Consider the following 26,662-nt stretch of genomic DNA (forward strand, 5'->3'; position numbering starts at 1 on the left):
CGCTACATCTTGCACTCGGGAGACACGGGCATGGAGACCTTGTCCCGGTCGACGGCTGCCGTGATGTTCCACTTGATTCCGCCGGTGGCATCGTCGCGGACGATCTGACCGAACCAGTTCTCCCGCTGGATCTGGTGGTCCTCCGCGCGCAGCTCGACATTGCCCATGATCGTGTCGCCGCTGAATCCGGTCAGCTGCTTGGCCAGGGTCGTCGCTTCGGTTGAGTCAGCCTCGGCAACAGCGGCCAGCAGCAGTTCCAGTGCGACGAAAGTGTTCGCCTCGATGTAGAACGGCTCGCGCCCGAACTCCTTCTTGAACGCCTCGACGAACTTCTTGTTGCGCTCGTTGTCGAGTGTGGGATCGTAGCCCGGCACACCATAGAGGCCGAGGCCGGCGTCGCCGATGGCGTCGAAGACCAGTACGTCGAAACTGTTGACCCCCACAATGGCGTCGAAGTGGTCGAGCACGCCGTACTGGCTCGCCTGCTTGAAGAAGGTGATGGCGTCGGCGCCGGCGACCCCGGTGAAGAGGCCGGTGGTCCCCTCGTTGAGCAGCTGAGAAATGTAGGACCCGTAGTCGGCATGGGTGAGCGGCGGAAAGTGCCCGGGCGCGACCGTGGTGCCGGGTTGGCTCTCGACGAGGCGCTTGAACGCGTCGTACGCGTCGTGACCGAACGCGTAGTCCGAGCACAACGCACTCCAGCTCTTGATGCCCAGGCCCCGCACGCCATCGGCGAGGGTGTTCAGGTTCATGCTCACGCTGGGCACTGTGCGGAAGTAGAGCGGATTGCAGGTAGCGCCGGTGAGCCCGTCGGCCTGGGCGTCCGGATCGATGAACAGCAGCCCTAGGCGGTCGAGCGACTCCTGGATTGCCGCGGACTGGGCCGACGAGAAGTAGCCGGTCAGGATATCGAACCCGTCCTGGCGCACCGCGCTCTCGACCGCACGGATGGCGTCAGCCGTCTCCCCGTTGTTCGGATAGATCTTGAGCTCGATCTTGCGCCCGTTGGCGCCGCCGGCATCGTTCAGGTACTTCGCGGCGAAGGGTGCCATATCCAGGACCGCGCGACCGTAGATCGCCAGCGCGCCGGAGGTCGCCGAGGTGACCGCGATCCTGATCGGGTCTCCGTCGGAGCCCGACCCGCCGTCGTCGCCTCCGCACCCGGCCAACACGCTCGGCAGAGCCATCATCCCGAGGGCGCCAGCGGATCCCTTGATCATCTGCCGACGCGAGAGCTTCGGATACTGTATTTGAGAGTTCATTGCTACTCCTGATTCGGCTCGACGCCTCCGTCGAGGGCATTGATCGATGTGATTGGTGTCGTTCCGCTTGTGCGGCTCGTAGGCCGCTGCCCCGTTGCCCTGGTGATGCCACCCGTCACCGACGGTTCGAGATCCGATCCGAGATGCCTGCTCAACGGCGACTGTCGGCGGCCCGTGGCGAGAAGGCGATTCCTCGTCCGCGCCACAGTCTCGTCATGACGAAGTACCGCAGATGGGTGCCGGGCCACTGGGTGGCGTTGGCGCCCGACTCCGAGTGGTAGTAGTTCGTGCAGCCGGCCTCCATGGCGCTGGCATCGGTCGCGAGCTTCCGGTCGACCCACCGGATCCACCGGTCCAGCGCTTCGGGGGCTGTGTCGACGGTCGCGGCGCCTCGCTGCACGAGCTTCTTCAGGGCCCAGACCATGACCTCCGCCTGTCGCTCCTCCTGCGCGATGATTGATCCACCGCCGTTCGTGTTGGGGCCGTAGATCAGAAACAGGTTCGGAAAGTTCGGCACCGTCACGCCCAGGTAGGCACGTGGACGGTCTCCCCAATAGTCGTGTAGCCTCACGCCGCCCCGACCTACCACCTCGACGGTGTGCAGATAATCGGTGGTGCGAAAGCCGGTGCTCATCACCAGGACATCGACCTCGTGCTCCGCACCGGCCGCATCGACAACCCCGTTACTCGTCGCCCTGACCACGGGAGCGGCGACGAGCGTGACGTTGTCCCGCATCAGCGCCGGGTAGAAGCTGTCGCTGAGGACCGGCCGTTTGCATCCCCACGGGTAGTTCGGGGTGACCTTCGCGGCGAGCTGCTCGTCCGAAATGGTGCCGCGGATGAAGTCCACCGACTTGGCCCGGGTCTTCGCCTGCGCACGGGACTCGACGTCGAAGCTTCCAAAGCGTTTGTAGTAGTCGTAGAAAATTTTCAGCCGGTGCAGCTTGGCCGCTCCGGGTACGTGGTAGAGCCTGCGCTCGAGCGGCGAGAAGTCCCGGTCGTTTTTGGCGTTGATCCAGCCGGGCTCACGTTGGAAGACGTGGACGTGTTCGGCGATTTTGGCGACTTCGGGGACCACCTGCGCGGCGGTCGACCCCGTGCCGACCACCGCGACCCGCTTGCCCCGGAGATCCACCGAGTGGTCCCAGCGTGCCGTATGGAACATGGGGCCTTCGAACGAGTCCAGCCCGGGCCATTCGGGAAATTTCGGGACGCTCAGGAAGCCGACGGCGGTGACCACGACGTCGTACTCGGCGCTCGCCCCGTCGCTGGTGTGCACCAGGTAGGTGCTGGTGCCCTCCTGCCATTCGACGAGGTCGACCGCGGTGCCGAAGGTGAAGTGAGGGCGCAGGTCGAAGCGATCCAGGATCGCCTCCGTGTAGGCCATGAGCTCGGGCTGTCGGGCATGGGTACGGGTCCAGTCCCAACCCATGAACGAGAAGGAGTAGCTGTGCGACGGGATGTCGACCTCGCAACCAGGGTAGGTGTTGACCCGCCACGTGCCGCCAGCGCCGGCTTCCTTCTCGTAGATCCGGATGTTGGTGAAACCAGCGGTCTTTAGCTTCACCGCCGATCCGATACCGCCGAAGCCTCCGCCGACGATTGCGATGCGAACCTGGTCGCGGCGTCGCTTGCCGGTCATCGGCTGCACCGCCCTGCGGTCCGGGCCTTGCGATCGATGTCGTACGGCTGGTTCTCGCCCACCCTCGTCGGCATTGCGGCGGTCCCTTCAGCGTCGAAGCCAGTCACGGCCCGGGAACGAGTGCTGACGGCGTTTGACGTGCTCTGAGCTCACGCTTCGGCACATCGTATGACAGTCGGACTGTATGTCAATAGAGTCCGTCAGCCGTCTTTCGGTCCGTTGGACGTCCCGAAGCAGGGCCTCTGGCGGTCGGGTTACTCCTGGTCACGGCCTCGATCAGGGTGAGCGGCGGTCAGCGTGCGTCGGTGGCTTGGGCGGCGTGGCAGGACATGGGCGCACGGCGGCGTTTGACGCCGCCGCGGTCCAGACCGACACCACGGGTCAAGCGTTCGCCGGTACGTCGAGGCGCTCCGGAATGAAAGGTAATTTCTGGGACGGGGCCTGGACGCGGGTCTCGCCGTACCGTGGCGGCATGGTCGTAGCTGCCTTCCGCCTCGCCCGAGCCGATCCAGGCGAAGCGCGGTGGCCCGAGCTGGTGCTCACCCTCGACTACGTACGAGTCGCCGACGGAGCCCATCGAGGGCAGGATCCCGTTGTCCTGTAAGCGTTCCGCGAAGCGGAAGGACGTATAGTTCGATCCTTTGTCGCTGTGATGGATCAACTGGCCGTCGCGGACATCGCGGGACCAGATGCCGTATCCGAGGGCGGCGAGGATCAGGTCGGTGTCGCAGCGGTCGGAGGTCTTCCACCTTACGATCCGGCGGGAGAACGCGTCGCGGAACGAGGCGAGCCAGAACACGCCCTCACCGCACGGGATGCGGGTGGCGTCGGCGACCCAGAGCCGCTACGGAGGGCGGCGTCGCGTGCACCATGCCAGCGTATGGATCGCGGGGTTCCGTCTCACGCCCCGGGAAGACGGGACAACCTCGGCCGGATCCGTTCGCCGGACCAGGACCTCGGGTGCCGGTCGTCGGCGCCGGATCACGGTGACGACGAGTACCCGACGTGCACGTTGACGGGGTGCCCGGGGCTCACCTCGGCGAGTACGGCGACGAAGTCCGCCTCCCAGCCCTTGACCGTCTCGGCGTCGAACAGGTCCGTCGAGTACTCGAAGGCCGCCTCGATTCCGTCTTCGCCGGGTAGCAGTACGACGTACAGCTCCGTTCGGGCGACGTCGGTCACCGCCAGGGGCTCGACCTGTGCCGTGACACCGGCCAGGTTCAGCCGCGCAGGTGGATTGGTGACGACGGTGAACAGGATCTGCGGCGTGACCAGGTCGACGCCGAGGGCCTCGGCGACGTCGTGCAACGGAAGCAGATGGTGGTCCACCGCGTCGAAGGTGCGCTCGCCAACCTGGCTGACCAGTTCCTGGAAGGACATGCCGCTGTCCATGGTGAGGCGTACGAGCAGGGCCTCGCCGACCGGGCCCACCACGCGCGCGTGCTCCGGTCGGGTCCGGCTCGCGCTCGACAGCGCCACCACCAGATCCCGCTCCCGGCACATCCGTCCCAGCCAGAGCGCGAAGGCGGCGGTCAGGACGGCAGCCGGAGTGCCGCCGGTCTCCAGCGCCATGTGCCGTACCCGTTGGGCGACCTGCCTCGGCACCCCGAAACGATGCAACGCACCCTGGCCAGACAGCCGTGTGGGCCGGGGACGGTCGTAGGGGAGGGCGACCCGCAGGGACACGCCCGCCAGTCGGGTGCGCCAGTACGCCAGGAGGCGTTCGCGGTCCGCGTCGAGTTGGGCGCCGCGCCACCGGACGTAGTCGGGATAGGAGACCGGGGCGGCCGTTGAGTCCACGCGTCCGGTGCGCCGCGCGGTGTAGCACCTCGACAGCTCGTCCCAGATAACGCCCATCGACCACCCGTCGCAGATCAGGTGATGCAGGACGAGCACCAGTACCCAGCTCCGCTCGTCGAGTCGGGCCAGCCGGGCCCGCCAGAGCGGCGCCCGATCCGGAGGGATGACGGCGTCCACCTCCTGCTGGCACCATTCGTCCAGCCGATCCGGATCGTCGGTCAGGTCGGTGACGGGCAGCAGCCGCACCGCCATCTCGGCGAGAACCTGCTGGTGTACCTCTCCGTCGAGGACGACGAAGCGGGTACGCAGCGCGGCGTGCCGACTCACGAGATCGTTCAGGGCCCGCTCCAGTGCCTGCACCTCCAGGTCCCCCTCGAACCGGATCCGGTGCGCCACGTTGTACACCTGCGGCCGGGGATTGCTGTGGTGGCAGCGCCACGCGCGGCGCTGGGCGCCCGACGCCGGGCCGGTGTCCGGCACGGTCTCTCGGTCGAGCCGGTGCGCCATGGCCCGGACCGTCGGCGCCTGGAACAGGTCGGCGACTCCCAGCTGGACCCCGAGTGCCTCCCGGACCCGATCGACCAGACCGACCGCGGTGAGCGAGTGCCCGCCGAGCGCGAAGAACGACGTGTCGACCGGCACCTGCGACACGCCCAGCTGGGCGCACCACAGGTCGTGCAAGGTCTGCTCCAGCTCGGTCGCGGGTTCGTCGCTCGGACCGTCGTTCCAGCTCGGTTCGGGCAGGCGGCTCCGGTCGAGCTTGCCGCTGGTGTTGACCGGAAGCTCGGCCAGCGGAACCCACGCCGCCGGAATCAGGTACCCGGGCAGGATGCCGGCGAGCTGCCGGGCCAGGTCGGTGCCGGACAGCCTGGTCCCCTCGGTGCCGGACAGCCTGGCCCCCTCGGTGGCGGGCACGACGTACCCGACCAGACAGGTCTCGCCCCGTGGATCGGTGGTCGGCACGACCGCGGCGTCGCGTACCTCGGGGAGGCTGGTCAACGCGCGCAGGGCCTCACCCGGCTCCACCCGGTAACCACGGATCTTGACCTGGTCGTCCGCCCGCCCCAGATATCGCAGCGTGCCGTCGGGTAGCCAGCGGCCCAGGTCGCGGCTGCGGTAGAGCCGGGTGCCCGGCGCAACCGGGTCCGGCACGAACGCCGCCAGGGTCTCGTCCGGCCGGGACAGGTACTCCCGAGCCAGGCCGGCGCCACCCAGAAAGATCTCGCCGATTGCGCCGGCTGGTACCGGCAGCCGCCGCTCGTCGAGCAGTCGGACCAGCACGCCGTCGACCGGGCGGCCGATCGGCGGGTAGTCCCCGGCCGTGGGATCGACGCGTTGGATGGTGGCGATGATGGATGCCTCCGTCGGCCCGTACTCGTTGTAGAGCGCGCACTCCGGGTGGGCGGCGAGGAAACGGCGCAGGGCCGGCGTGAGCCTCAACTCCTCACCGGCGGCGACGATCTCGCGCAGCGACGGCATGCGGGGATCCGTCTCCATCAGATACTTCAACGCCGTGTAGGTCATGAACAGCCGCTGCACCCCCTGCTGACGCACCGTCTGGACGACGGCGGCCGGGTCGTAGCGGATCTCGTCCGTGATGAGCACCAGTGCGGCTCCGGAGGCGAGGGCGGTGAAGATCTCCTGCACGCTGACGTCGAAACTGACCGACACCCACTGCAGGGTCCGCAACGCCGGCCGGTGCCGCAGGTAGTGGGCGACCAGGTTGGCCGGCCCGCGGTGCGGCACGGCCACCCCCTTCGGCCGCCCGGTCGAGCCGGAGGTGTAGATGCAGTACGCCAGGCTCGCCGGGTCGACGGAGGTCGCGGGCGCCCGGTCCGCGCGTGGATCGTCGCCGTCGACCGCCACGATCGGCAGGCCCAGCAGGCTCGCCACCCGCTCGTCGTCGGTGACGAGCAGCCGTGCGCCGCTGTCGCTCACCATGAAGGTCAGCCGGGACTCCGGCAGGGCCGGATCGAGCGGCAGGTAGGCCCCGCCCGCCTTGTGCACCCCGAGCAGGGCCACGATGAGGTCGACGCCCCGGGCCAGGCAGACCGCGACCAGTTGATCCGCCCGTACCCCCCGGTCGTGCAGTCTCCAGGCCAGCGCGTTCGCTCGCCGATCCAGCTCACGATAGGTCAGCCGCACCCCGCCGGCGATCAACGCGACATCGTCCGGCGCGCGGGCGACCTGCTGCTCGACGAGCTGGTGCAGGCCGCTCGGCGGCGCACCGCGCCGTCCGCCGGACCACCGCAGGAGCGCCGCGCGGTCCGCCTCTAACGGCGCGGTCAGCTCGGACAGCGGTGCCGGCGGGGTCGTGGCCGCCCGCCGCAGCACGGCCGTCGTGTACTCGAGCAACCGGCGCACGGTCGCCTCATCCAGAACGTCCCGGTTGTACTCCACGAAGCAGCGGACGCCGTTCGGATAGTGTGTCAGGTAGAGGGTGAGGTCGAGCGGGGCACGCTCACTCGGTACGTCGATGAGGGTGGCACGTACCCGAGGCGGGTCGAAGTCGACGTCGGATGCGTTCTCGTACTCGACCATGACCTGGAACAGCGGGTTGCGGCCCGGGACCCGCTCCGGGTTCACCGCGCCGACCAGCTCGTCGAAGCCGAGACCGGACTGCTCGAAGGCATCCGTGCTGGCATCCCGCACCCGCTGCGCCAGCGTTCCGAGGTCGGGATCGTCGGCGAGGTCGATCCGCAGCGGGACCGAGTCGATGAAGAGGCCGACCAGTTCCTCCGTGCCCGGCGGACGGTTGGTGAGCGCGGTACCGACGACCAGGTCGTCCTGACCGCCGAACCGCCCCAGCACACCGGCGATCGCGCTGAGCAGGGTCATGAACGGGGTCACCCGGTGCTGCCGGCTGAACCGGCGGACGTCCTCGGCAAGGTCGGCGCCCAACTCGTGCGAAAGCGTGGCGCCGCGCATCGACTCCGCCGGAGCGCAGGACCAACCCGTGAGCAGTCGCAGCGGCGGCGCGTCGGCGAGGACCCGTCGCCAGTAGTCGACCGCCCGCGCCTTCGACCCTGCGTCGAGAAGTCGGGTTCGGACGTGGTCCGGGTAGCTCGTCGGCAGCGCCGGCAGCGGATCGGGCCCGGTCGGATCGCTCCGGTAGTAGGCGGCGAGGTCGCGGATGAACACGGCGGTGGAGAACGAGTCGAAGACGATGTGGTGCACGTACAGCACCAACAGATGCCGATCTTCGGCGGTACGCACCAGCCTGGCGCGGAGCAGCGGACCGGTGGCCAGGTCGAAGCCCTCGGCGCGAAGGTCTTCGAGAGCGGCCCGGATCGCTTCGCCGTCCGGCACGCCGGAGCGGTCGACCAGCGGGCAGGGCAGCTCCACCGATGGCAGTACGACCTGCTGGAGTTCGCCGTCGACAGCGCGGAAGACCGTACGCAGTGGCGCGTGCCGCCGAACCACCCTGGCCAGCCCTCGTCGGAGTGCCGCGACGTCGAGCGGGCCGTCCAGCCGTACCGCCTTCGGCTCGTGGTAGTTCGTGCTGCCGGAGTGCAACTGCTCCAGAAACCACATCCCACGCTGCGCCGGTGACGGGGGGTGCGGCTCGCCGGTCCGCTCTCCGGCCGGCCGCGCCGGCTCGGGCGGGGCAACCGGGTGCCGGGATGCCCGCTCCCGCTGCTCGCGACCTCCACCCACGCCGGCCGTGAGGTGCCGGCGGCGGGCGGCGTCGACGATCGGGAGCGAGCTCAGCATCTGCTCGGCGGGCATCCCGAAGTCGACGAAGCAGGCGATCTCGTCGACTCCCAACGCCGAGAGCCGGTCGACGATCGGCGCGACGCTGTCCGGGGTCCCGATCAGCGCACGGCCCTCGCAGTACCGCTGGTAGGCCTGCTCAAGCAGGAACTCGACGTCCTCGGCCGGGGTGTCCTGGTCGATGCGCAGACCGAGGCTGTTGGTGACCTGCCCGAACAGCGACAACGAGGAGCGGAGGTAGGCGCAGAACGGCCCGTACGCCTCGGCCCGGACCCGCGCGAGGTCGGTGCCGAGGTACGTGTGGAGCAACACCACCACCCGCCCGCCCTCGGGCGGGAGGCCGTGCTCGGCTCTGGTCCGCCGGTAGAGCGCGATGTTGTCGGCCAGCTGCTCGATCGACTGCACCATCAGGTTGGTGACCACGCCGAGGTCGGCGGCAGCGGCGGCGCGGTAGCTGTCCGGATTCGACACCACGGCGACGAAGAACGGCGGCATCTCCTGAAGCGGGCGCGGGAAGATCCGTAGGTCGATCCGCTCGCCGCTGCCGGAGTGCGCGGAGACCGCACCGCCGGACCACAGCGTCCGAACCGTCCGCAGATGCTCGTACATCAGCTCCCGGTGTGTGCCGAACGCCTCCGGGTTGAGGGCGAAATCGTTGGCGTGCCAACCGCTCGCCACGCAGAGTCCGACCCGGCCGCCGGAGAGGTTGTCGACCACCGACCATTCCTCGGCGACCCGGACGGGATGGTGCAGCGGCAGCACGACCGAGCCCGCGTTGAGCCGTACCCGGGTGGTCTCCCGGGCCAGGGCGGCGGCCAGTACGACCGGGTTCGGAAACAGTCCGCCGAACGAGTGGAAGTGCCGCTCCGGCAGCCAGATGCCGTGGAAGCCGTTCTGGTCGGCGAAGCGGGCGGCCGCCAGGATGGCGCCGTACTTGTCGTCCTGGTCCTGGTCTGGGTAGTCGCCGAAGAAGTACAGGCTGAAGTCGGCGTGTCCCGGGCGCGCGGAGTCCGCTGCGGTCGGTGCTACCGGCAGCGGAGCCGACGGCGCCGGACGGACGACAGCCGCCGGTGCTTCCGTCTCCGTCGGCGCTTTCCTCTCCGCCGGTGCTTCCGTCTCCGTCTCTGCCGCCGCTGCTCCGGCTCCGTTCCCGGCTCCGTTCCCGGCTCCGGCTCCGGACCGCAGCGTCGCCAACTGGTCCTGTAGCACCGCGGTGACCCGCTCGACGAGCTGGTCGACGACTCGGAGCTGCTCGGCGACGACCCGATCGAGCGGCGGCGATCCGGTCCTGGGCGCCGCCGCGTCGGCCGCCGCGGATCCCGCTGGGACGGGGGCCTCGACCGGCGGCGCAGCCTCTTCGGTCGGGGCTGGCTCCGCCGGAGCAGGCAGGGGAGCGTCGGGAGGGCCGCCCGGGTCGGTTCCCGTCTCCGCCGCGACCAACGCGGCCAGGAGGTGAGGTGTGTCGGCCTCCGCGAACAGCCGCCGGATCGGCACCGGTACGCCGAAGGATCGTCGCAGCTCCTGCGTCAGCCGCAGCAGGCTGAGCGAGTCGGCGCCGAGTTCGAGGAAGGTCGCGTCCGGCCGGACGTCGGCCATCGACGTACCGAGTTGTTGGGCGGTCAGCTCGCGCACCGCCGCCAGAACCGCCCGGAGCCGGTCCGTGGCGGGGACTTCGCCCGCGCCTCCGACGCCGTCCTGTCCGTCGCCGACCGGGTGCACGATCGCCGTCCGCCCGGCGTCGTGAACCTGCACGGTGTCGACCTGCACGGTGTCGACCTGCACGGTGTCGACCTGCACGGTGTCGACCTGCACGGTGTCGACCTGCACGGCGTCGGTCCAGCCGGCCGGACCGGACGGTGCGACGCGGGACGCTGCCTGGTGCGGCTCGTGCTGGAAGGGGTAGCCAGGCAACGGGATGCGCCGCCCGTCGCCCGCCAGGCTCGACCAGTCGAGTGTGCCACCGTGCCGGTAGAGCTCGGCGACCGCCAGCCGGAGGGCACGTCGGGGAGGCACGCCACGGCGTTGGGTTGCCGTCCAGGTCGCCGCCGGCCGGACCCGCCGGCCGATCGCGCTGAGCACGGCGTCCGGACCCAGTTCCAGGAACCGCTGGCAGCCGGCGGCGCAGAGCGCGGTCACCGCGTCGACGAACCGGACCGGCTCGCGCATCTGCCGGCGCAGGTAGTCGACGTCCACCACGGTGCCCGGGTCGAGCAGGGCGCCGGTGAGGGTGCTCGCCACCGGCGTCACTATCGGGGCCAGCGGCACCGCCGCGACCCGCTCCGCGAAATCGTCCAGGATCGGTTCGAGGAGTCCGCTGTGGAATGCGCGGTCGACCGACAGCCGCTGCCAGCCGATGCCACGCCCGTCGAGCCAGTCGGTCGCCTGCCGCACGGCGGCGGCCGTCCCGGTGACGACGTACTCCTCGGGACCGTTGCTGGCGGCCAGTTCGACCGGCAGCTGGGCGAGGACCTCCCGGACGGTCCCCGCGTCGGCGAATAGTCCGATCATGGCGCCGGGTGGCGTCCGCCGTTGCATCAGCCGGCCGCGCGACGACAGCAGCCGTATCCCGTCCGCGACCGTCATCGCGCCGGCAACGCAGAGCGCGGCGTACTCACCGACGCTGTGCCCGAGTACGAAGTCAGGTCGTACCCCGAAGGACCGCCACAGCTCCGCCAGGGCCACCTGGAAGGCGAACAGCGCCGGCTGGGCGATCTCCGTGGTCCAGACCTCCGGCTCCGGGCGCTGCCCGCGCAGCGATGCCAGCAGGCTCCCGGCGCCCTCCTGCCGGTAGGCCCGTTCGCACTCGTCGAGCACGTCCCGGAATCGGGGAAACGCGTCGTAGAGTTCGGCGGCCATGCCCGGGCTGGCCGTGCCCTGTCCGGTGAAAATGAAGGCCAGCGGTCCGGCCCCGCCGTCGGGGATGCTGGCGGCGACGGCCTCCTCCAGCGCGTCGGCCAAGGCGGTCGCGCTGTCCCCGACCACCGCGACCCGGTGCCGGCGATGCTGCCGGCCGAGCGCCAGGGTTGCGACGACGTCCGGGACCGGCAGCTCCGAATCTGCCCGCAGGTGGTCGCGTACCCGACCGGTCAGTTCGGCCAGGGCGGCCGGGTGCGCCGCCGAGAGCGGCAGTACCCCGATCCCGGGCTCCGACCCGGCACGCGGCGGGGCGGATGGGGCCTCCTCGAGGATGACGTGCGCGTTGGTGCCACCCACGCCGAGGGCGGTCACGCCCGCACGCCGTGGGACGCCGTCGGTCTTCCAGTCCCCGGTCGTGGTACCGAGCAGCAACGGGCTGCCGTCGAGCTCCAGATCCGGGTTGGGGCGGTGGAAGTTGGCCAGTGGCACGAGCGTGCGGTGCTTGAGCATGAGTACGGTCTTGAGCAGCCCCGCCATCCCCGCGCAGGTGTCCAGGTGCCCGATGTTCGGCTTGACGGAGCCGACGGTGCAGAAGCCGACCCGGTCGGTGCGGTTGCGCAACGCGCGGGCCGCCGCGCGCAGCTCCACCGGGTCGCCGAGTGGCGTACCGGTGCCGTGGGCTTCGAGGTACGAGATGGTCTCCGCCGGCACGCCGGCCCGGTCGAGAGCCCGTTCGATCACCTCCACCTGGCCGGAGACGCTTGGCGCGGCGAACCCGGCCTTGCTCGCGCCGTCGTTGTTCACCGCCGAGCCCAGGATCACCGCGTGCACGGTGTCACCGTCCGCCAACGCCCGGTCGAGCCGCTTGAGCAGTACGGCGGCGACCCCGTTCCCGCCCACGGTGCCGTCGGCGTCGGCGTCGAACGCCCGGCAGCGGCCGGTGGGGGAGAGGATCGAGCCGGGGTACCGCCGGTAGCCCGTGGTCTGCGGGACGTGGACGGCGGCGGCCCCGGCCAGGGCCAGATCCGCGTCACCGGCCAACAGGGCCTGGACGGCGAGGTGCACCGCGACCAGCGAGGTCGAACAGGCGGTCTGCACGCCGATCGCGGGCCCGGTCAGCCCGAGCCGGTAGGCGACCCGGGTGGCCAGGAAGTCCGGCTGGGTGCCGATCGCCGCCTGCATCGCCGTCACCGGGTCGGCCGGCAGCCGACCGTCCGAAGTGGCCGGAGCGGCGAGGAGGTGGTTCTGATGGGCGTACAGGTTCATCCCGGCACCCGCGAACACCCCGATCCGGTCCGGGCCGGCCGCGCCGGCGTACCCGCCGTGCTCCAGCGCGTGGTGGCAACACTCCAGGAAGAGCCGGTGCCCCGGATCGGTCAGCGCCGCCTCACGGGGGCTGATCCCGAAGAACTCCGCGTCGAAGCCGTCGATCTCGCTGAGCGCGCCGTTGACCGGGATGAAGTCCGGGCGGGTGTGCTCGGCTGTGGGAACGCCGGCCGCCGCGAGTTCGTCGGGGCCGAATCGGCGGACACTGCCCACTCCCTCGACAAGGTTGGCCCAGAAGTCGGCCAGGGTGTCGGCGCCGGGGAAACGGGCCGCCATGCCGATGATGGCGATCCGGTTTCCGGTCGCCGGGTCGGCGGTCGGTGGGGTACGCCGGGCCGGCGTCTCCGGCAGGGCACAGAGGTGCTCGGTGAGCGCGGCCACCGAGGGGTACTCGAACATTGCCGAGCGGTCGAAGCGTACGCCCAGCTCGCGGCGGAGCTCCGCGTGCAGCCGGACGATGGTCACCGAATCGATGCCCAACTCGTAGAAGCGGGCCTGTTCGTCGACGTCGGCGCCGAGTACCGCCCGGAACACCGACCGCACCGTCTCGGGTCGCGGGGGCCGGCCGACCCGCGCCGCCGACCGGCCCGGGTCGGGCCCGGCGGACGGCAAGGTGGCGGGCAGCTCACCGCGGAGCAGCCGCTGGCGCAGGGCGGCACGCTGGATCTTGCCACTCGCGGTCCTCGGGAACTCGGCCCGGGGCAGCGCGACCACCCTGGCGATCAGCCGCAGCCGGCTGAACAGCGCCTCCTGGATGGCGCGGCCGAGGCCGGCGGCGTCGACGCCCGGCTCGGTGCCGAAGAGCACCGTCAGCGCCTCCGAGCCGGTGGCGTCATCCGGTACGCCGCAGGCCACCACCGGACCCGGCAGCACGCCGGCCACCGTCTCGACCACGCCTTCGATCTCGTGAGCGTAGTGGTTCTGTCCGTTCAGGACGATTCGGTCGCTTTCCCGCCCGACGATGGCGATCTGGCCATCCCGGCCGAACGCCAGGTCGCGGGTGTTGAACCAGGCGGTCGGGGTGGCGTCGTCACACCTGGTGAAGGCGGCCGCGTCGGCCTCCGGATTCGCGAAGTACCCCGCTGTCACCCGGGCGGACCGGACCTGCAACCGGCCGATCCGGCCCTCCGGCAGTACCTCGTCGTCGGCGTCGACGACCCGCAGCGCGGCGCCCGGTGCGGGCCGGCCGACCGCCACGAAGCTCGCCGTGTCGGCCGGGTCGCCGGCCTCGTCCACCCACTGGAGGTCGCCGTCGAGGCTCGACGCGCGTGCCCGGTACACGTTGGGCGCCAGCCCGGGGCGGGCGAAGGTGATCGCGGTAACGGTCTCCGTCATGCCCCAGACCGGCACGAACGCCTCGGGGCGGATCCCGAACGCCGAGGTGGCGCTCAGGAACTCGGCCATGACCGGCACGGTGATCTGTTCGCCACCGCTGACCAGGGTGCGTACGCAGGAGAGGTCCCAGCTCCGGCCGTCGGCCTGCGCCAACGCCTGGTTGACCAACTGGTAGCCGAAGTTCGGCGCCCAGGTGTGGTTGGCGCGGTAGCGAGCGATCAGATCCAACCAGCGGGTCGGGTCCGCCAGGACCAGGTCGGTCCGGGCGTGCACGTTGGTACAGCCGACGAAGACTCCGAGCACGTGATAGAGGAGGAACGCCCCGCTGTGGTCGACCGGCATCCAGTTCAACATGGTGTCGCCGGGCCTGATCGGCATCATCGTCGGTGTTCCGGCGGCGAACTCCAGCATCCCGCGCTGGGTCAGTTGGATGAGCTTCGGCCTGCCGGTACTGCCCGAGGACGCCATGAGCATCGCGACGTCGTCCGGCTCCGGGCGGTGCAGGTCGGTGGCGGGCGGCTCGGTGGCGTACCCGGTGACGTCGGCGGTTCGGAACTCGTCGACGAGCGCCGCCGGGTCGGCCCCGCCGCAGAGCACCATGGCCCCTTCGAGCTGCCGAACCGCCTGCCGCAGCCGGTCCCGGGTCGCGACGTCCGCCGCTCCTTGGTGCGGCGGGACCATCAGCAGCGGACGGATGCCGCCCAGCACGCAGGCCCAGAACGCGCGGAAGAAGTCCGCCGCCCGTTCCGGACCGTAGAGCACGACGTGCTCACCGGCGTGTAGCCCCTCGCGCCGCAGCCCGGTCAGCAGCCGTCGGGACTGGTCGAGCAACTCGGGATAGGACACGACGGTGTCGACGCCCATCTCGGTGGTGGTGACCAGTCCGGCCCCGGGGTGGCGGTCGGCCGCGTGTAGCAGCGCCTCGGTCAGATTGCGTGGATGATCCGCCACGAACTCCAACGGCGTACCCGTATAAGACGCCAGTCGATCCACCTGTCCCCCTTCTTCTTCGGCACTGTCTGCGGTCAGGTCTCTGCGGCGGTCGGCAGACGTCGACGAGCCGGGCGCAGTGTCAGGAACGCCACCATCACGGCGATGAGCACGCCGTGGAAGAGGCCGACCACCGGCAGCGCGGCCATCTGCTCCAGCAGGAGCGCGCTGGAGAGCATGCCGACGGCCATTCCCAGCGTCTCCGCCGTTGCGGACATCCCGAAGAGCAGGCCCCGGGTGTCGTCGGAACCGACCTGCAACCGGGTGACGTACGCCAGCTCGGCGAGACCGTCCGCGAGCCCGGCGACCAGCGCCACCATCACCAGTGCGGGCAGTGGCAGGCCGGCGAAGACCGCCACGAACGCCAGCGAGGCCAGGCAGACCGCGCCGGCGAAAGCACGCTCGTCCAGGTGGCGACCGCCGCGTTTGAGCCACCGGGCGACGGCCTGGTAGGCGGCCATGCTGCCCATCGCCCAGGCGGCCCAGAATCCACTCAGCAGCGCCGCGGGATTCTCCGGGCTGGCGGTCTGGGCGAACGCCGGCAGGGCAACGTTGTGGGATGCTCCGCCCAACGCCTCCATCCCCCGTAGCCCCAGCAGGCCGACAAGCACCGGCGAGGCCATCCGCAGCAACCGCAGCCGGTGCAACATCGACAACCCTACCGGCTCGTCCGACGACACGACGCCGCCGTCAGCGCCGCCGTCGGTGCCGCGGAACGACAGCGGCAGCCACGCCAGCACGAGCGCCGAGACGAGGAAACTGCCGGCGTTGATCCCGAACGCGGGCATGAAGCCGAACCCGCCGATCAACGGGCCGGCCGACGCGAAGCCGAGCACCATGGCGAAGGACTTCCCCGTCACCAGGTAGCCGTTTCCGCGCAACCGATCGGCTGAGCCGACGAGATTCGGCACGCTGGTCCGCAGGGCAACCGTGAAGAAGGTGTTTCCCGCACCGAGCGCCACCGCCACCACCCAGAGCAGATCCGGGTGTCGCGACGCCGGGGTCACCAGCAGCGTGACCATCGCGAGTGCCTGCGTGACGTCGCTCGCGATCATGACAAACCGGCGCTCGAAGCGGACGACGACCCATCCGGCCACCGGACCGGCGAGGAAGCCGGCGGTGATGCGGGCAGCCATCAGGAGTCCGGTCTGCAGCGCGCTGGCGGTCAGCTGGAACACGTACAGGTTGATCGCCACGAGGTTCAGGAACGTCCCGGCCGTCGACACCGTGTAGCCGGCCACCAGGGCACCGAACAACCGAAGATCGCGGCGGCCGCTCACCGAGGTATCCGGCGTCTGGGTCCACCGTGTCCGGCCGCAGCGCCCGCGACCGATCCCACGCTCGCCACGTCGTCCAGGGCGCGGCACCTCGTCACCACGACCAGCCCTTGTCGAGCCCGATCATGTCTCCGTTCGACACCCAACCCCCTGCAACCACATCGTCGCGTAGCCGGTGCACATCCCGGAGGAGAGATACCGTACCCGGAATGCGGGCGCGGGGTGGGTCACCCCGGGGTGCGGTGCCGAGGCCGCCCCGGACCACTGTCCATACCGGACATGGTTCGGGTGCCTGCGTCGATGGTTGGCGGTCGCCGAACCGGATGCCGTGTTGAGGGGATGGCCTGCCGCGGCTGCGCCGTACTCCGGACCTCGGACCGGGTTAGCGCGGGCGGCCGCGAGGCGTCCCGCAACCGCGGCTGGTCGTACGACGTCCTCCTACATCCAGCGGACGGTCTTCCGCGGGCGGACCCGGCCAGGGAGATCGCCCGCGAGTCGCCAGCGATTGAGCACGGACGGACGGTGTCTATCGTCGCGGGTCGAAGGGCGCGAGTTCCGCCGGTGTCTCGCCCTTCACCACCGTCTGTGCGAGCAACTGGCCGGTGATCGGGCCGAGCGCTATGCCCCACATGCCATGCCCGCCAGCCATGAACACCTGCGGGGAGGCGGTGGCGCCGATCAGGGGCAGGCCGTCGGGCGTGCACGGTCGGGAGCCCACCCACTCCTCCCGACGGTCGTCGAGGTCCACACCGGCCAGGAAGGGGCGTACGGCCTCCACGATCGCGGTGATCCGCCTGGGGTCGAGCGGGTCACCGGGCCGGCGGAACTCCATCATCCCGGCCACCCGCAGCCGGTCGCCCAGCGGTGTCAACGCCACCCGCTGCTGCGGGAAGTACAGCGGACCGGCGGGCATGCGCTCGACCGGCACGCTGAAGCTGTAACCGCGGCCGGCCTGGACCGGCTGGCGTACCCCCAGAGGTTTCGCCAGCTCGCCCAGCCTGGCGCCGGTGGCCACCACCACGGCGTCGTGCCGTCGCTGCGCACCGCCGCGAACGACCAGGGAGACGCGGCCCGCCGTCGGATGCACGCCGGCCACCTCGACGCCCTCGGCGATCTCGCCACCGCGCTCCTGCACCGCCGCGGCCAGCGCGGCGACGAACTGTGGCGGGTTCAGGAAGCGCTGCCCGTCGATCCTGACCGCGCCGTGGACCCGCTCGGTCAGGACCGGCTCCAGCGTCCGCACCGCCGGTCCGGCCACCGGTTGGAAGCTCACGTCCTGGCCCATGCCGCGAATCTCGGACAGCTCGGTCAGCAGTGCCCGGGCGTCGCGTTCGCGCGGGAAACAGGCGAGGAAGGGCTCGGCCGCCCGGACCGGTGCGGTCACGCCGCCGGCGGCGAGTACGTCGAATGCCTCCAACGCACGATCGTTGAGGGGCACGTACCCGGCCATGCCGCGCCGCCACCGCCGGGTGGTGCTGTGCGTCACGAAGGAGGTGAGGAACCGCAGCAACTGCCAGTCGGCGCGCAACGGCAGGTAAACCGGCGAACGCGGGCTCAGGACCGCGCGCAGGCCGTACCGCAGGACCGCGGGCTCGGGCAGCGGTGCGGTCAGCCCCGGAGTCAGCCATCCAGCGTTGCCCCACGAGGCGCCCGCTCCGACGTGGTCCCGCTCGTACACGGTGACCCGCACCCCGGCGTCCTGCAGGAACCACGCCGTGCACAGGCCCACCATCCCGCCGCCGATGACGGCGACGTCCTCGGGCGGGCGGCGCAGGAGCGCGGAGCCGTGCTGGTGAGGCGTGGACGGCATGCCGCCCTCCTTTCGTCAAGAACCCTTCAACGATGCCCGAGCCGGCGTGATGGCGGGCAGGGCGCGACACGGCGGAAACAGGCCCGGCAGATTGCCGACGACCGGCAACCACCCGCCCCGGAGGTGGCCGGCGGGGCGGTGTCGCCGTCCGCCGATCGTCCCCGACGCCTCCCGCCGGCAGGGTGAACCGGGCACTGCCGCAGACCCGTCGCCCGGTCGTGCCGCAGCGGCGCGGAAGCCGGGGCGTGAAGCCGGGGCGTGTTGTCAGATGAGCCCGTGTGCCAGCATCGCCTCCGCGACGCTGCGGAAGCCGTCGATGTTGGCGCCGACGACGTAGTTTCCCGGCATGCCGTACTCGTCGGCCGTCGTGTAGCAACGGTGGTGGATGTCGCGCATGATGTCGCGCAGCCGCTGCTCGGAGTGCTCGAAGGTCCAGGAGTCCCGGCTGGCGTTCTGCTGCATCTCCAGCGCGCTGGCGGCCACACCGCCGGCGTTGGCCGCCTTGCCCGGCGCGAACCTCACACCCGCCTCGGCGAAGGCGCGGATCGCCTCCGGCCTGGCGGGCATGTTGGCGCCCTCCACCACGACGATGCATCCCCCCTTGATCAGCGCTGCGGCCTCCGCGGCGCCGATCTCGTTCTGCGTCGCACACGGCAACGCGACCTGGCACGGCACCTCCCAGACCGAGCGATCGGTGGCGAAGTGCGCGTTCGGCCGCTCGTCGACGTAGGCGTCGATCCGGGACCGGCGGACCTCTTTGAGGTCCTTGAGCAGGTCGACGTCGATGCCCTTGTCGTCGCGGATGTAGCCGGAGGAGTCCGAGCAGGCTACGACGATGCCGCCAAGCTGGTGGACCTTCTCAATGGCATAGATCGCGACGTTGCCCGAGCCGGACACCACCACCCGCTTGCCGTCGAGGCCGTCACCGGCGGCGCGCAGCATCTCCTCGGCGAAGAATCCCGCCCCGTATCCCGTTGCCTCACGCCGCACCTGGGCGCCGCCGTAACTCAGCGCCTTACCGGTCAGCACACCCGACTCGTACCGGTTCGTGATTCGTTTGTACTGCCCGAACATGTAGCCGATCTCCCGGCCGCCCACCCCGATGTCCCCCGCCGGCACGTCGGTGTACTCGCCGATGTGCCGGTACAGCTCGGTGATGAAGGACTGACAGAACCGCATCACCTCCCGGTCCGACCGGCCCTTCGGGTCGAAGTCCGAGCCGCCCTTGCCGCCGCCGATCGGCATGCCGGTCAGCGCGTTCTTGAACACCTGCTCGAAGCCCAGGAACTTGACGATGCCCAGGTACACCGAGGGATGGAAGCGCAGCCCACCCTTGTACGGCCCCAGCGCGCTGTTGAACTCCACCCGGAAGCCCCGGTTGATGTGCACGTTGCCGTGGTCGTCCTCCCACGGCACCCGGAAGATGATCTGTCGCTCCGGCTCACAGATCCGCTCGATGATCTTCGCATGGGTGTACTCCGGGTGCCGGTGCAGTACCGGGACAACGCTCTCCAGAACCTCGCGTACCGCCTGGTGGAACTCCCGCTCGCCCGGGTTGCGGTGCACCACGGTGTCGAAGATGAGGTTGATCTTGTCGTGCGCGCTCAATGCGGTCCTCTCGCGTGGGTTCGACCAGGACCCGAAAGGGGTCGAAATTCGCCCATCACCGCCGGATCCGCCCACGCCGTTGTGGACCAGGGTTCCGTCACCGGTACTCAGCCGACCTGCTCCGGCTGCCCGTCGCTCGATCTTCCCTGATGGTGCGCCCATCGCAAAGCGGTTCGGCTGCGGCGATCGTCACGGCCGTCACCAGGTCATTGTCCTGGCCGTGGTCGGGTCCTCGTCCCGGCCGTGGTCGGGTCCTCGTCCCGGCCGTGGCCGGGTCCGGCCGGTTCCCGGCCCGGAACGCGTACCCAGAGCCGTGCCGCCCGACGGGTGTCGCCAAGCGATCACCGGCGGGGTGGGGGCGAGCGGGTACCGGCCGGCGCCGTGGCACCGACGGGCGTCAGCTACAGGCGGTGCCGTTGAGGGCGAAGCCGCTCGGAGCGGCGCTGTTGCCGCTGTGGCTGGCCTGGAAGCCGATGCTGGTCGAGCCGCCCGGTGGGATGGAGGCGTTGTAGCTGACGTTCGTCGCGGTGACCTGGCCACCGGTTGGTGAGTACGTGGCGTTCCAGCCGGAGGTGATGGTCTGCCCGGAGCCGAGGGCGAAGCTCAGCGACCACCCGTTGATGGCGCCCGTGCCGGTGTTGGTGATGGTGATGTTGGCGGTCAGGCCGGTGTTCCATGCGTTGACCGAACTGGTCACCCGGCAGCTACCGGAGTCGGTGGGCGGGGTGGTGGGCGGGGCCGTCGGGGGAGTGGTGGGCGGCGTGGTGGGCGAGCCGGTGGTCGGCGTGGTCGGCGGGGTGGTGGCGGTGGGCCCCTCGCTGACGGTGATCGTCGAGATGCTCCGGGCGGGGATGTCGACGGTCACCTGTCCGCCACTCACGTTCGCCGGTCGTGACTCCGCGCTCAGGGTTTGTGAGGTGACGGAGTATTCGGCCGCCGAGATGTTCTGCGGGACCTGGACGACGGCGTCGTCCACCGCGCTGTTCGAGCGGTTGAGGATCACCAGCTTGACCTTGCCCTGGCCCTGGTAGGCCGTGACCTCCAGCGAGGAGGCACGGGAACCCTTCGAGAGGGCGACCCGCCGGTCGCCGGGCCGGACGTACTTCGAGTACTGCGAGAATGCGTGGCCGCGCTTGAGGACCGCGCCCCTCGTGGTCCCGTACTGCGACTCGCCGTCACCGATGAACGAGTAGAAGCGGCGGCCGTACCACCAGATGTACGCGCTCCAGCCGGACTCCATCGACCGGTGCACGGTCCGCATGATGTCGTCGAGGGTCTCGTTCCAGACAGCCGCGTTGCTGGGGTTTCCCCAGATGTTCGAACCGGCGCCGTCGGCGGCGTGCAGGTTCCACTCGGTCATCCACTGGTTCTTGCCGTACTGGTTCGCGAGCGGGTAGGCGGAGAGGTTTCCGCTGTTCTCGGTGTCGTACAGGTGCCCGCCGACGTAGCCGATGTTGTCCCGTGCGGCGGCGTCCTGCAGCGTGGGGTCGGTGTACTGGCGGTTGAATCTCAGGGATTCGGCAACCAGGAGCTCCGTGTCCCTGATCCTGTCGCCCTGGTCGCGGACGAAGTTCCGCAACTCGGTGCCGGTCCAGTCCATCGAATCGTAGTCGGGGTGCCAGTCCGGCTCGTTCTGGACGGAGGTCACGTCGATCGTGACGCCCTGGCCCTTCATGTACTGCACGAAGCTGTTCAGGTGCTCGGCGTAGTCGTCGTAGTAGTCGGCCTTGAGTTTGCCGCCGCCGACCCTGCTGTTGTTCGTCTTGAAGTGGGCGGGGGCGGTCCAGGGCGAAGCGAGGATCTTGACGTCGGAGCCGTAGGACTGCGCCGTCCTGAGGCTGCTCACCGGCCAGCTCCACTCGCTCGACGTCGGCGACACCACGGTCCGTACGATCGACAGGCCGAGCTGCCCCCTGCCCATCCCGACGAGCGTCTGGGTCTCGCTGGTCGTCCACTGGTCGCCGCCACTACTGAAGATCGGGGTCGCCGCCCCGAACCCGTCGATCGTCTGGTACGACGAGGCGGTGTTGACGGTGATGTCAGGCGTCGCGGCCAGCAGGGGTGGGGCGGTCAGGACTCCCGCCACGGTGACCACCGCGGTCGACGCGGCCACCAACAGGATCTGCGACTTCTTCACGGTCCACTCCATCAGCTCGTGGGACCACGGCCCTGTGAGGGATCGAGGGGCAGGGCGCGCTCCTGGTCGCCGCCGGCGCCGGACAGGTATAGCTGGCAGTCTATGTGATCGATAACATAGCCCTTCGCCGCGTCCCGTGCAACGACCGTGCCAGATGTGCTCCGGAAAGGCGGCGTGGGTCGACCCCGTGTCCGGTGAGTGGGCGGTTCGGCTTGCGGGCCGGGACGGCGGGTTGGTGCACTGCGACGATGACGATCGACGAGGCCGCGCGGCGGCTGCTGCACGCGTACGCGACCCGGCGGGCGATCGAGCCGATCTCGGCCGGTCCGGTCGCGTTGACCGTCGACGACGCGTACGCGATCCAGCTGGCCCAGGTGCGGCGGTGGCGGCGGGACGGCCGGGCGCTGCGGGGGCACAAGATCGGGCTGACCTCGATGGCGATGCAGGAGCAGCTCGGCATCGACCAGCCCGACTACGGCCACCTCTTCGCGGACATGTTCTTCCCGCCGGACGAGCCGATCCCGCTGAACCGGTTTCTCCAGCCCCGCGCCGAGCCGGAGTTCGCGTTCGTGCTGGCCGACGACCTTGCCGGTCCGGGGCTGACCCGCCGGGACGTTCTCGCCGCGGTCGGCTCGGTCCACCCGGCGCTGGAGATCATCGACTCTCGGATCGTGGACTGGCGGATCGGCCTGGTGGACACCATCGCCGACAACGCCTCGTCCGGCGGGGTCGTGCTGGGGCCGGACCCCCTGCCGGTGGCCGCGGCCGATCTCGCCACCGCGCCGTGTGCGTTCCTGGTCGACGGGGAGGTCGTGGCGACCGGCGTGGGCGCGGACGTCCGGGACGCCCCGCTCGGCGCCCTGCTCTGGCTGGCGAACCGGCTGGGTGAGCTCGGCCAGCGACTTGAGGCGGGCCAGGTGGTTCTCTCCGGCTCGCTCACCAGAGCGATTCCCATCGATTCCGGCAACATCGTGGTGGCAGATTTTCCGGGCCTCGGAAGCGTCCGTGCGGAGTTTGTCCGACGCTGAATCGACAGGTTGTGTCGATTCATTTCCTCACCGGCGTCCGGGGCTGATCGCCCCGGTTGACGCATTCGTTCCGAGCCGTTCCGATAGTCGATCCGTGGCGTCTGTCGAACATGGCGATACGTACGTAACGTCAATTGCACATTACGCACGGTAACTCACGTATCGTGGCCCCGTCCCGGTCGTCCGGGGAGGTCATGGCCGGGCTGACCAGCGGCGGATGCGGCCTGACGGCTACCGCCGGGTCCTCGGGTCCCGGCGGGCCGCCGCTCCTGCCCACCGGGTCTGTTCCGCTCAGTGGTATGGCGCTCTTGCCTGTGATCGGTGTTACCGTGTTGGCTTCCTCACCTATCGCACGGCCAAAGGCAACGGGGCCTGAGAACGATGTCGTTGGTCGCGTTGCCGACATCTTCTGTGGTGAATTCAGACGTGTTGTTGAGCGGTGAAAGAGGGCCGGCAGTGAAGACCAGACGCAAAATTTTTATGGCCGCCGTGGCGGCTTCCCTCATGCTGGGCGCGTCAGCCTGTGGGGGTGGCGACGACGCGGACTCGGGCGACGGTCTTGGCACCGTCAAGGTGGCCGTGGGCATCCGGCAGACGTTCGAGTTCCTTCCCGCCGAGTACGGCAAGGAGCTCGGCGTGTGGCGCAAGCGCGGCCTCGAGGTGGAGAACGTCTACGTGCAGGGCAGCGGGCAGGTCTCCCAGGCGATGGCCTCGGGGCAGGCGGAGCTGGGCCTGACGGCGGGCGCCTCCGGGGTGGACGCCATCCTCAGCGGAGTGCCGTCCAAGATCGTTGGGCTGATCGGCAAGGACTTCAAGATGATGCTGGTCGTCGTGCCGAAGGACTCGCCGATCACCGACATCAACGGGCTCCGGGGCAAGACGATCGGGGTCTCCGCCGCGGGTTCGCTGACCGACTACCTGGCTAAGAACATCGCGCTGCACCAGGGCTGGCCGGAGAGCGACATCAAGCGGGCCAACATCGGCGGCCTGAACGAGCAACTCGCGGCTCTGGAGTCCGGGGCCACCGACGCGTTCGTCTGGTCTGCCGAGGCCGGCTTCGCGCTCGAGGAGCAGGGCAAGGGCCGGGTGCTGTTCGACTTCGGCGAGGTGGTCAAGGACAACGTCTTCGAAATCATCGTGGCCGGCGACAGCGCGATCTCGGACCGTGAGGACGCGATGCGGGCGTACCTCGAAGGCTGGTACGAGACGGTCAACCACATGAAGGCCAACCGCGACGAGACGATCGCGTTCATGGTCAAGACGTTCGAGGTCACCGAGGGGGTGGCGAGCAAGACCTACGACCACGACATGGCGAACCTCTCGCTCGACGGGACGATTCCCGAGCTCAACCTCAACGGGCTGGCCACCTCGGTGGTGGAACAGGGGATCACCGACAAGAAACCCGCCGTCGAGACGTTCTGGGACGACCGGTTCGTCCCGGTCGCGGCGGCGGGATGAGCACCGACCAAACGGCGCCTCCGGTAACCGGCATCGCGGTCCACGACCGCGGTGCCGGCTCCGCGCCCCGGCGGCGGCCACTCTCCGGAACCAGGCTGGGCGTCATCGCGGTGCTGGTGGTCTGGTTGGGCGCCTGGGAGCTGACCGTACGCCTGGGGCTGATCAGCTCGACCTTCGCCGCGGCGCCGAGCGAGATCGCGGTCGCGATGGTCGACCTCGCGGGGAACGCCGGAGTGCGGGCGGCGTTCGTCGGTGCGATCGGCATGTTCCTCGTGTCGTTCGCGATCGCCGCGGTGACCGGCGTGCTCGCCGGGGTGGCGATGGGGCTCTCCAAGATCGTCTATCGGGTCTTCCATCCGGTCGTCCTCGGGCTCTTCTCCACCCCAAAGATGATCTTCATTCCGATCTTCATCCTGGTGGCCGGCTTCGGGGTGGTCTCGAAGATCTCCTACGGCGCCGTCTCCGGGTTCTTTCCGGTCGCGGTGACGGTCACCGCCGGGGTACGGATGGTCGACCGCCGGCTGCTGCTCGCCGCACGGTCGATGGGGGCCTCGCGGCTCCAGGCGCTGCGCGGCGTCGTGGTGCCGGGCTCGCTGCCGGCGGTCATGGCGGCGCTCTGGTACGGCATGAAGCACGCCCTGCTCGGCGTCCTGATCATGGAACTGTTCGCGTCACAGGAGGGTATCGGCCACTACATCGGCCTCTACACCTCCACCTTCCGCACCGACCGGGTCTTCGCCCTCGTCCTCGGCCTGGCGATCTTCGCCATCCTGCTGGGTTCGCTGTGGCGTTGGCAGGAGAAGCGGCTGAGCCGATGGAGAGGAAGCCATGGCTGAAACGACCAGCGCGGCGACACTGACCGCGACCGACGTGACGATGGCCTACCAGACCCAGCGCGGGCACACCGTCCTCGCGCTCGACCGGGTGAGCCTGGACGTACGCCGGGGCGAGTTCGTCAGCCTGATCGGTCCGAGCGGCTGCGGCAAGTCCACCCTGCTCTACATCCTCGGCGGACTGCGCCGACAGAGCTCCGGCGAGATCGTACTCGACGGTCAGCGGGTGACCGGCCCGACGCCGCGGAAGGTGGGCTTCGTCTTCCAGGACTACACGCTCTTCCCCTGGCGCACGATCATCTCCAACGTCGAGGTCGGGCTGGAGTTCCGCGGCATCGGCAAGCGGGAGCGGCGGGAACGGGCCGAGCACAACCTCGATCTGGTGGGGCTCGGGGCGTTCGCGAACGCCTACCCGAGCGAGCTCTCCGGCGGCATGCAGCAGCGGGTGGCGATCGCCCGCGCGCTCTCGATGGACCCGGAGATCCTGCTGATGGACGAGCCGTTCGGCGCGCTCGACGAGCAGACCCGGACGGTGCTCGGCGAGGAACTGGCACGCATCCTGGAGAAGACCGGCAAGACCATCGTGTTCGTCACGCACAGCCTGAGCGAGGCGGTGTTCCTCTCCGACCGGGTGGTGGTGATGTCGGCCCGGCCCGGCCGGATCAAGGAGATCCTCACCGTGGACGAACCGCGGCCGCGCCAGCCCGACTTCTCCACCTCGCGCAGCTTCACCGACCTGCGCAACGGCCTCTTCGAGCTGCTGCACGAGGAGGTACGGGCGGCAACGCTCGCCGAGATGAGCGGCGCCGGTGGGGACGGCCGGCGTGGCTAGGCGGGAGCGGCTGACCGTCGTCGCCATCCAGCTCGGCCTGGCCGCGGTGGTCGTGGCGATCTGGGTCTACCAGACGCGCGTCGGGCGGGTGTCGCCGATCCTGCTGCCCCGCCCGGAGCGGGTGCTGCAGGAGTTTCCGGAGCTGCTGCGGGACCCCGTGTTCTGGAACAGCCTGCGGGTCACGGCGCTGGAACTGGTCGGCGCGTTCGCCCTCGCCGCGATCTCCGGGCTGCTGGTCGGCGTAGTGGTGGGGCGGTGGGCACCGGCCGCACGGGTCGCCACGCCGCTGCTCGCCTGGGCACAGACCGTACCGATCATCCTCTTCTACCCGATCTGCATCCTGCTCTTCGGGATCGGTCCGATGTCGAAGGTCGCGTTCGGCGGCTTCTACGGCTTCTTCCCGATCGCGGCGAACACGGTGCTCGCGCTCTCCACGGTGCCGGCGCGCTACCTCAGCGCCGCCGCCGCGCTGGGAGCTAGCCGGCGGCAGACCGTGACCCGGGTGCTCATCCCGGCCGCCCGGCCCCTCATCCTCTCCGGAGTCCGGCTGGGCGCGGCGCTCTGCCTGATCGGCGTGCTCGCGGGCGAGCTGCTCGGCTCGACCGACGGCCTCGGTTACCGGATCGCGTCCAGCTCGGGCTCGTTCCGTACCCCGGAGCTGTATGCGTACATCACCGTCGCGCTGGTGCTGGTCGCGATCTTCAATCTCGCCATCACCCGGGCGGACGACCGCAATGCCCAGGCATGAGCGAGC

12 protein-coding genes and 3 pseudogenes are annotated in these 26,662 nt (G+C 70.0%); 6 read left to right on the top strand and 9 right to left on the bottom strand.

Annotated features, from left to right (window positions below):
- Positions 1-2 precede the first annotated feature (2 nt).
- The 4 genes and pseudogenes from ABNF97_RS25315 to ABNF97_RS34315 all read right to left on the bottom strand — a co-directional run bounded on the left by ABNF97_RS25315 (position 3) and on the right by ABNF97_RS34315 (position 10,170).
- Positions 3-1,262: an ABC transporter substrate-binding protein gene (locus tag ABNF97_RS25315; RefSeq protein ID WP_349340039.1), complete on the bottom strand. Its 1,260-nt coding sequence runs from the start codon at positions 1,260-1,262 to the stop codon at positions 3-5.
- Positions 1,263-1,413: 151 nt separating this feature from the next.
- Positions 1,414-2,904 (bottom strand): flavin-containing monooxygenase, encoded by a 1,491-nt coding sequence (locus tag ABNF97_RS25320; protein WP_349340040.1) that lies wholly within the window; start codon positions 2,902-2,904, stop codon positions 1,414-1,416.
- A gap of 292 nt (positions 2,905-3,196) precedes the next feature.
- Positions 3,197-3,733: pseudogene (locus ABNF97_RS25325) on the bottom strand (DDE-type integrase/transposase/recombinase); the annotation flags it as partial.
- A gap of 152 nt (positions 3,734-3,885) precedes the next feature.
- Positions 3,886-10,170 carry a MupA/Atu3671 family FMN-dependent luciferase-like monooxygenase gene (locus ABNF97_RS34315; RefSeq protein WP_502930552.1) on the bottom strand — a complete coding sequence of 2,095 codons (6,285 nt, stop codon included), beginning with the start codon at positions 10,168-10,170 and terminating at the stop codon, positions 3,886-3,888.
- Here ABNF97_RS34315 and ABNF97_RS34320 point away from each other — a divergent pair.
- Positions 10,159-10,209 (top strand): annotated as a pseudogene (locus tag ABNF97_RS34320) (hypothetical protein); the annotation flags it as partial. The gene ABNF97_RS34315 and the pseudogene ABNF97_RS34320 overlap by 12 nt on opposite strands.
- Positions 10,210-10,485: 276 nt before the next feature.
- On the opposite strand, the pseudogene ABNF97_RS34325 reads toward ABNF97_RS34320, so the two are convergent.
- From ABNF97_RS34325 to ABNF97_RS25350, 5 genes and pseudogenes are all read right to left on the bottom strand, one after another.
- Positions 10,486-14,928 (bottom strand): annotated as a pseudogene (locus ABNF97_RS34325) (beta-ketoacyl synthase N-terminal-like domain-containing protein); the annotation flags it as partial.
- A gap of 32 nt (positions 14,929-14,960) precedes the next feature.
- Positions 14,961-16,205 carry an MFS transporter gene (locus ABNF97_RS25335; protein WP_349340042.1) on the bottom strand — a complete coding sequence of 415 codons (1,245 nt, stop codon included), beginning with the start codon at positions 16,203-16,205 and terminating at the stop codon, positions 14,961-14,963.
- A 523-nt stretch (positions 16,206-16,728) separates the two neighbouring features.
- Entirely contained in the window at positions 16,729-18,012 is a 1,284-nt protein-coding gene (locus tag ABNF97_RS25340) for an FAD-dependent oxidoreductase (RefSeq protein WP_130463654.1), read from the bottom strand.
- Positions 18,013-18,276: 264 nt separating this feature from the next.
- Positions 18,277-19,620, bottom strand: a complete 1,344-nt coding sequence (gene gdhA, locus ABNF97_RS25345) for an NADP-specific glutamate dehydrogenase (protein WP_130463653.1) — start codon at positions 19,618-19,620, stop codon at positions 18,277-18,279.
- Between the two features lie 397 nt (positions 19,621-20,017).
- On the bottom strand, positions 20,018-21,757 hold the full coding sequence (locus ABNF97_RS25350; protein ID WP_349340043.1) for a cellulose binding domain-containing protein: 1,740 nt from the start codon (positions 21,755-21,757) through the stop codon (positions 20,018-20,020).
- A 248-nt stretch (positions 21,758-22,005) separates the two neighbouring features.
- On the opposite strand from ABNF97_RS25350, the gene ABNF97_RS25355 reads away from it, so the two are divergent.
- The 5 genes from ABNF97_RS25355 to ABNF97_RS25375 all read left to right on the top strand — a co-directional run bounded on the left by ABNF97_RS25355 (position 22,006) and on the right by ABNF97_RS25375 (position 26,656).
- Positions 22,006-22,785, top strand: a complete 780-nt coding sequence (locus tag ABNF97_RS25355; RefSeq protein ID WP_130463651.1) for a 2-keto-4-pentenoate hydratase — start codon at positions 22,006-22,008, stop codon at positions 22,783-22,785.
- Between the two features lie 456 nt (positions 22,786-23,241).
- Positions 23,242-24,243 (top strand): ABC transporter substrate-binding protein, encoded by a 1,002-nt coding sequence (locus tag ABNF97_RS25360; RefSeq protein WP_349340044.1) that lies wholly within the window; start codon positions 23,242-23,244, stop codon positions 24,241-24,243.
- The gene (locus ABNF97_RS25365; protein WP_130463649.1) at positions 24,240-25,079 is read left to right on the top strand and encodes an ABC transporter permease subunit; all 840 of its coding nucleotides are present in this window, start codon (positions 24,240-24,242) and stop codon (positions 25,077-25,079) included. The genes ABNF97_RS25360 and ABNF97_RS25365 overlap by 4 nt, the downstream gene beginning before the upstream one ends.
- Positions 25,072-25,908, top strand: a complete 837-nt coding sequence (locus ABNF97_RS25370) for an ATP-binding cassette domain-containing protein (protein ID WP_130463648.1) — start codon at positions 25,072-25,074, stop codon at positions 25,906-25,908. Before ABNF97_RS25365 ends, ABNF97_RS25370 begins: the two co-directional genes overlap by 8 nt.
- Entirely contained in the window at positions 25,901-26,656 is a 756-nt protein-coding gene (locus tag ABNF97_RS25375) for an ABC transporter permease subunit (protein WP_130463647.1), read from the top strand. Before ABNF97_RS25370 ends, ABNF97_RS25375 begins: the two co-directional genes overlap by 8 nt.
- Positions 26,657-26,662 lie beyond the last annotated feature (6 nt).

The organism is Plantactinospora sp. B6F1 (genome assembly GCF_040120695.1).
GTDB lineage: Bacteria > Actinomycetota > Actinomycetes > Mycobacteriales > Micromonosporaceae > Plantactinospora.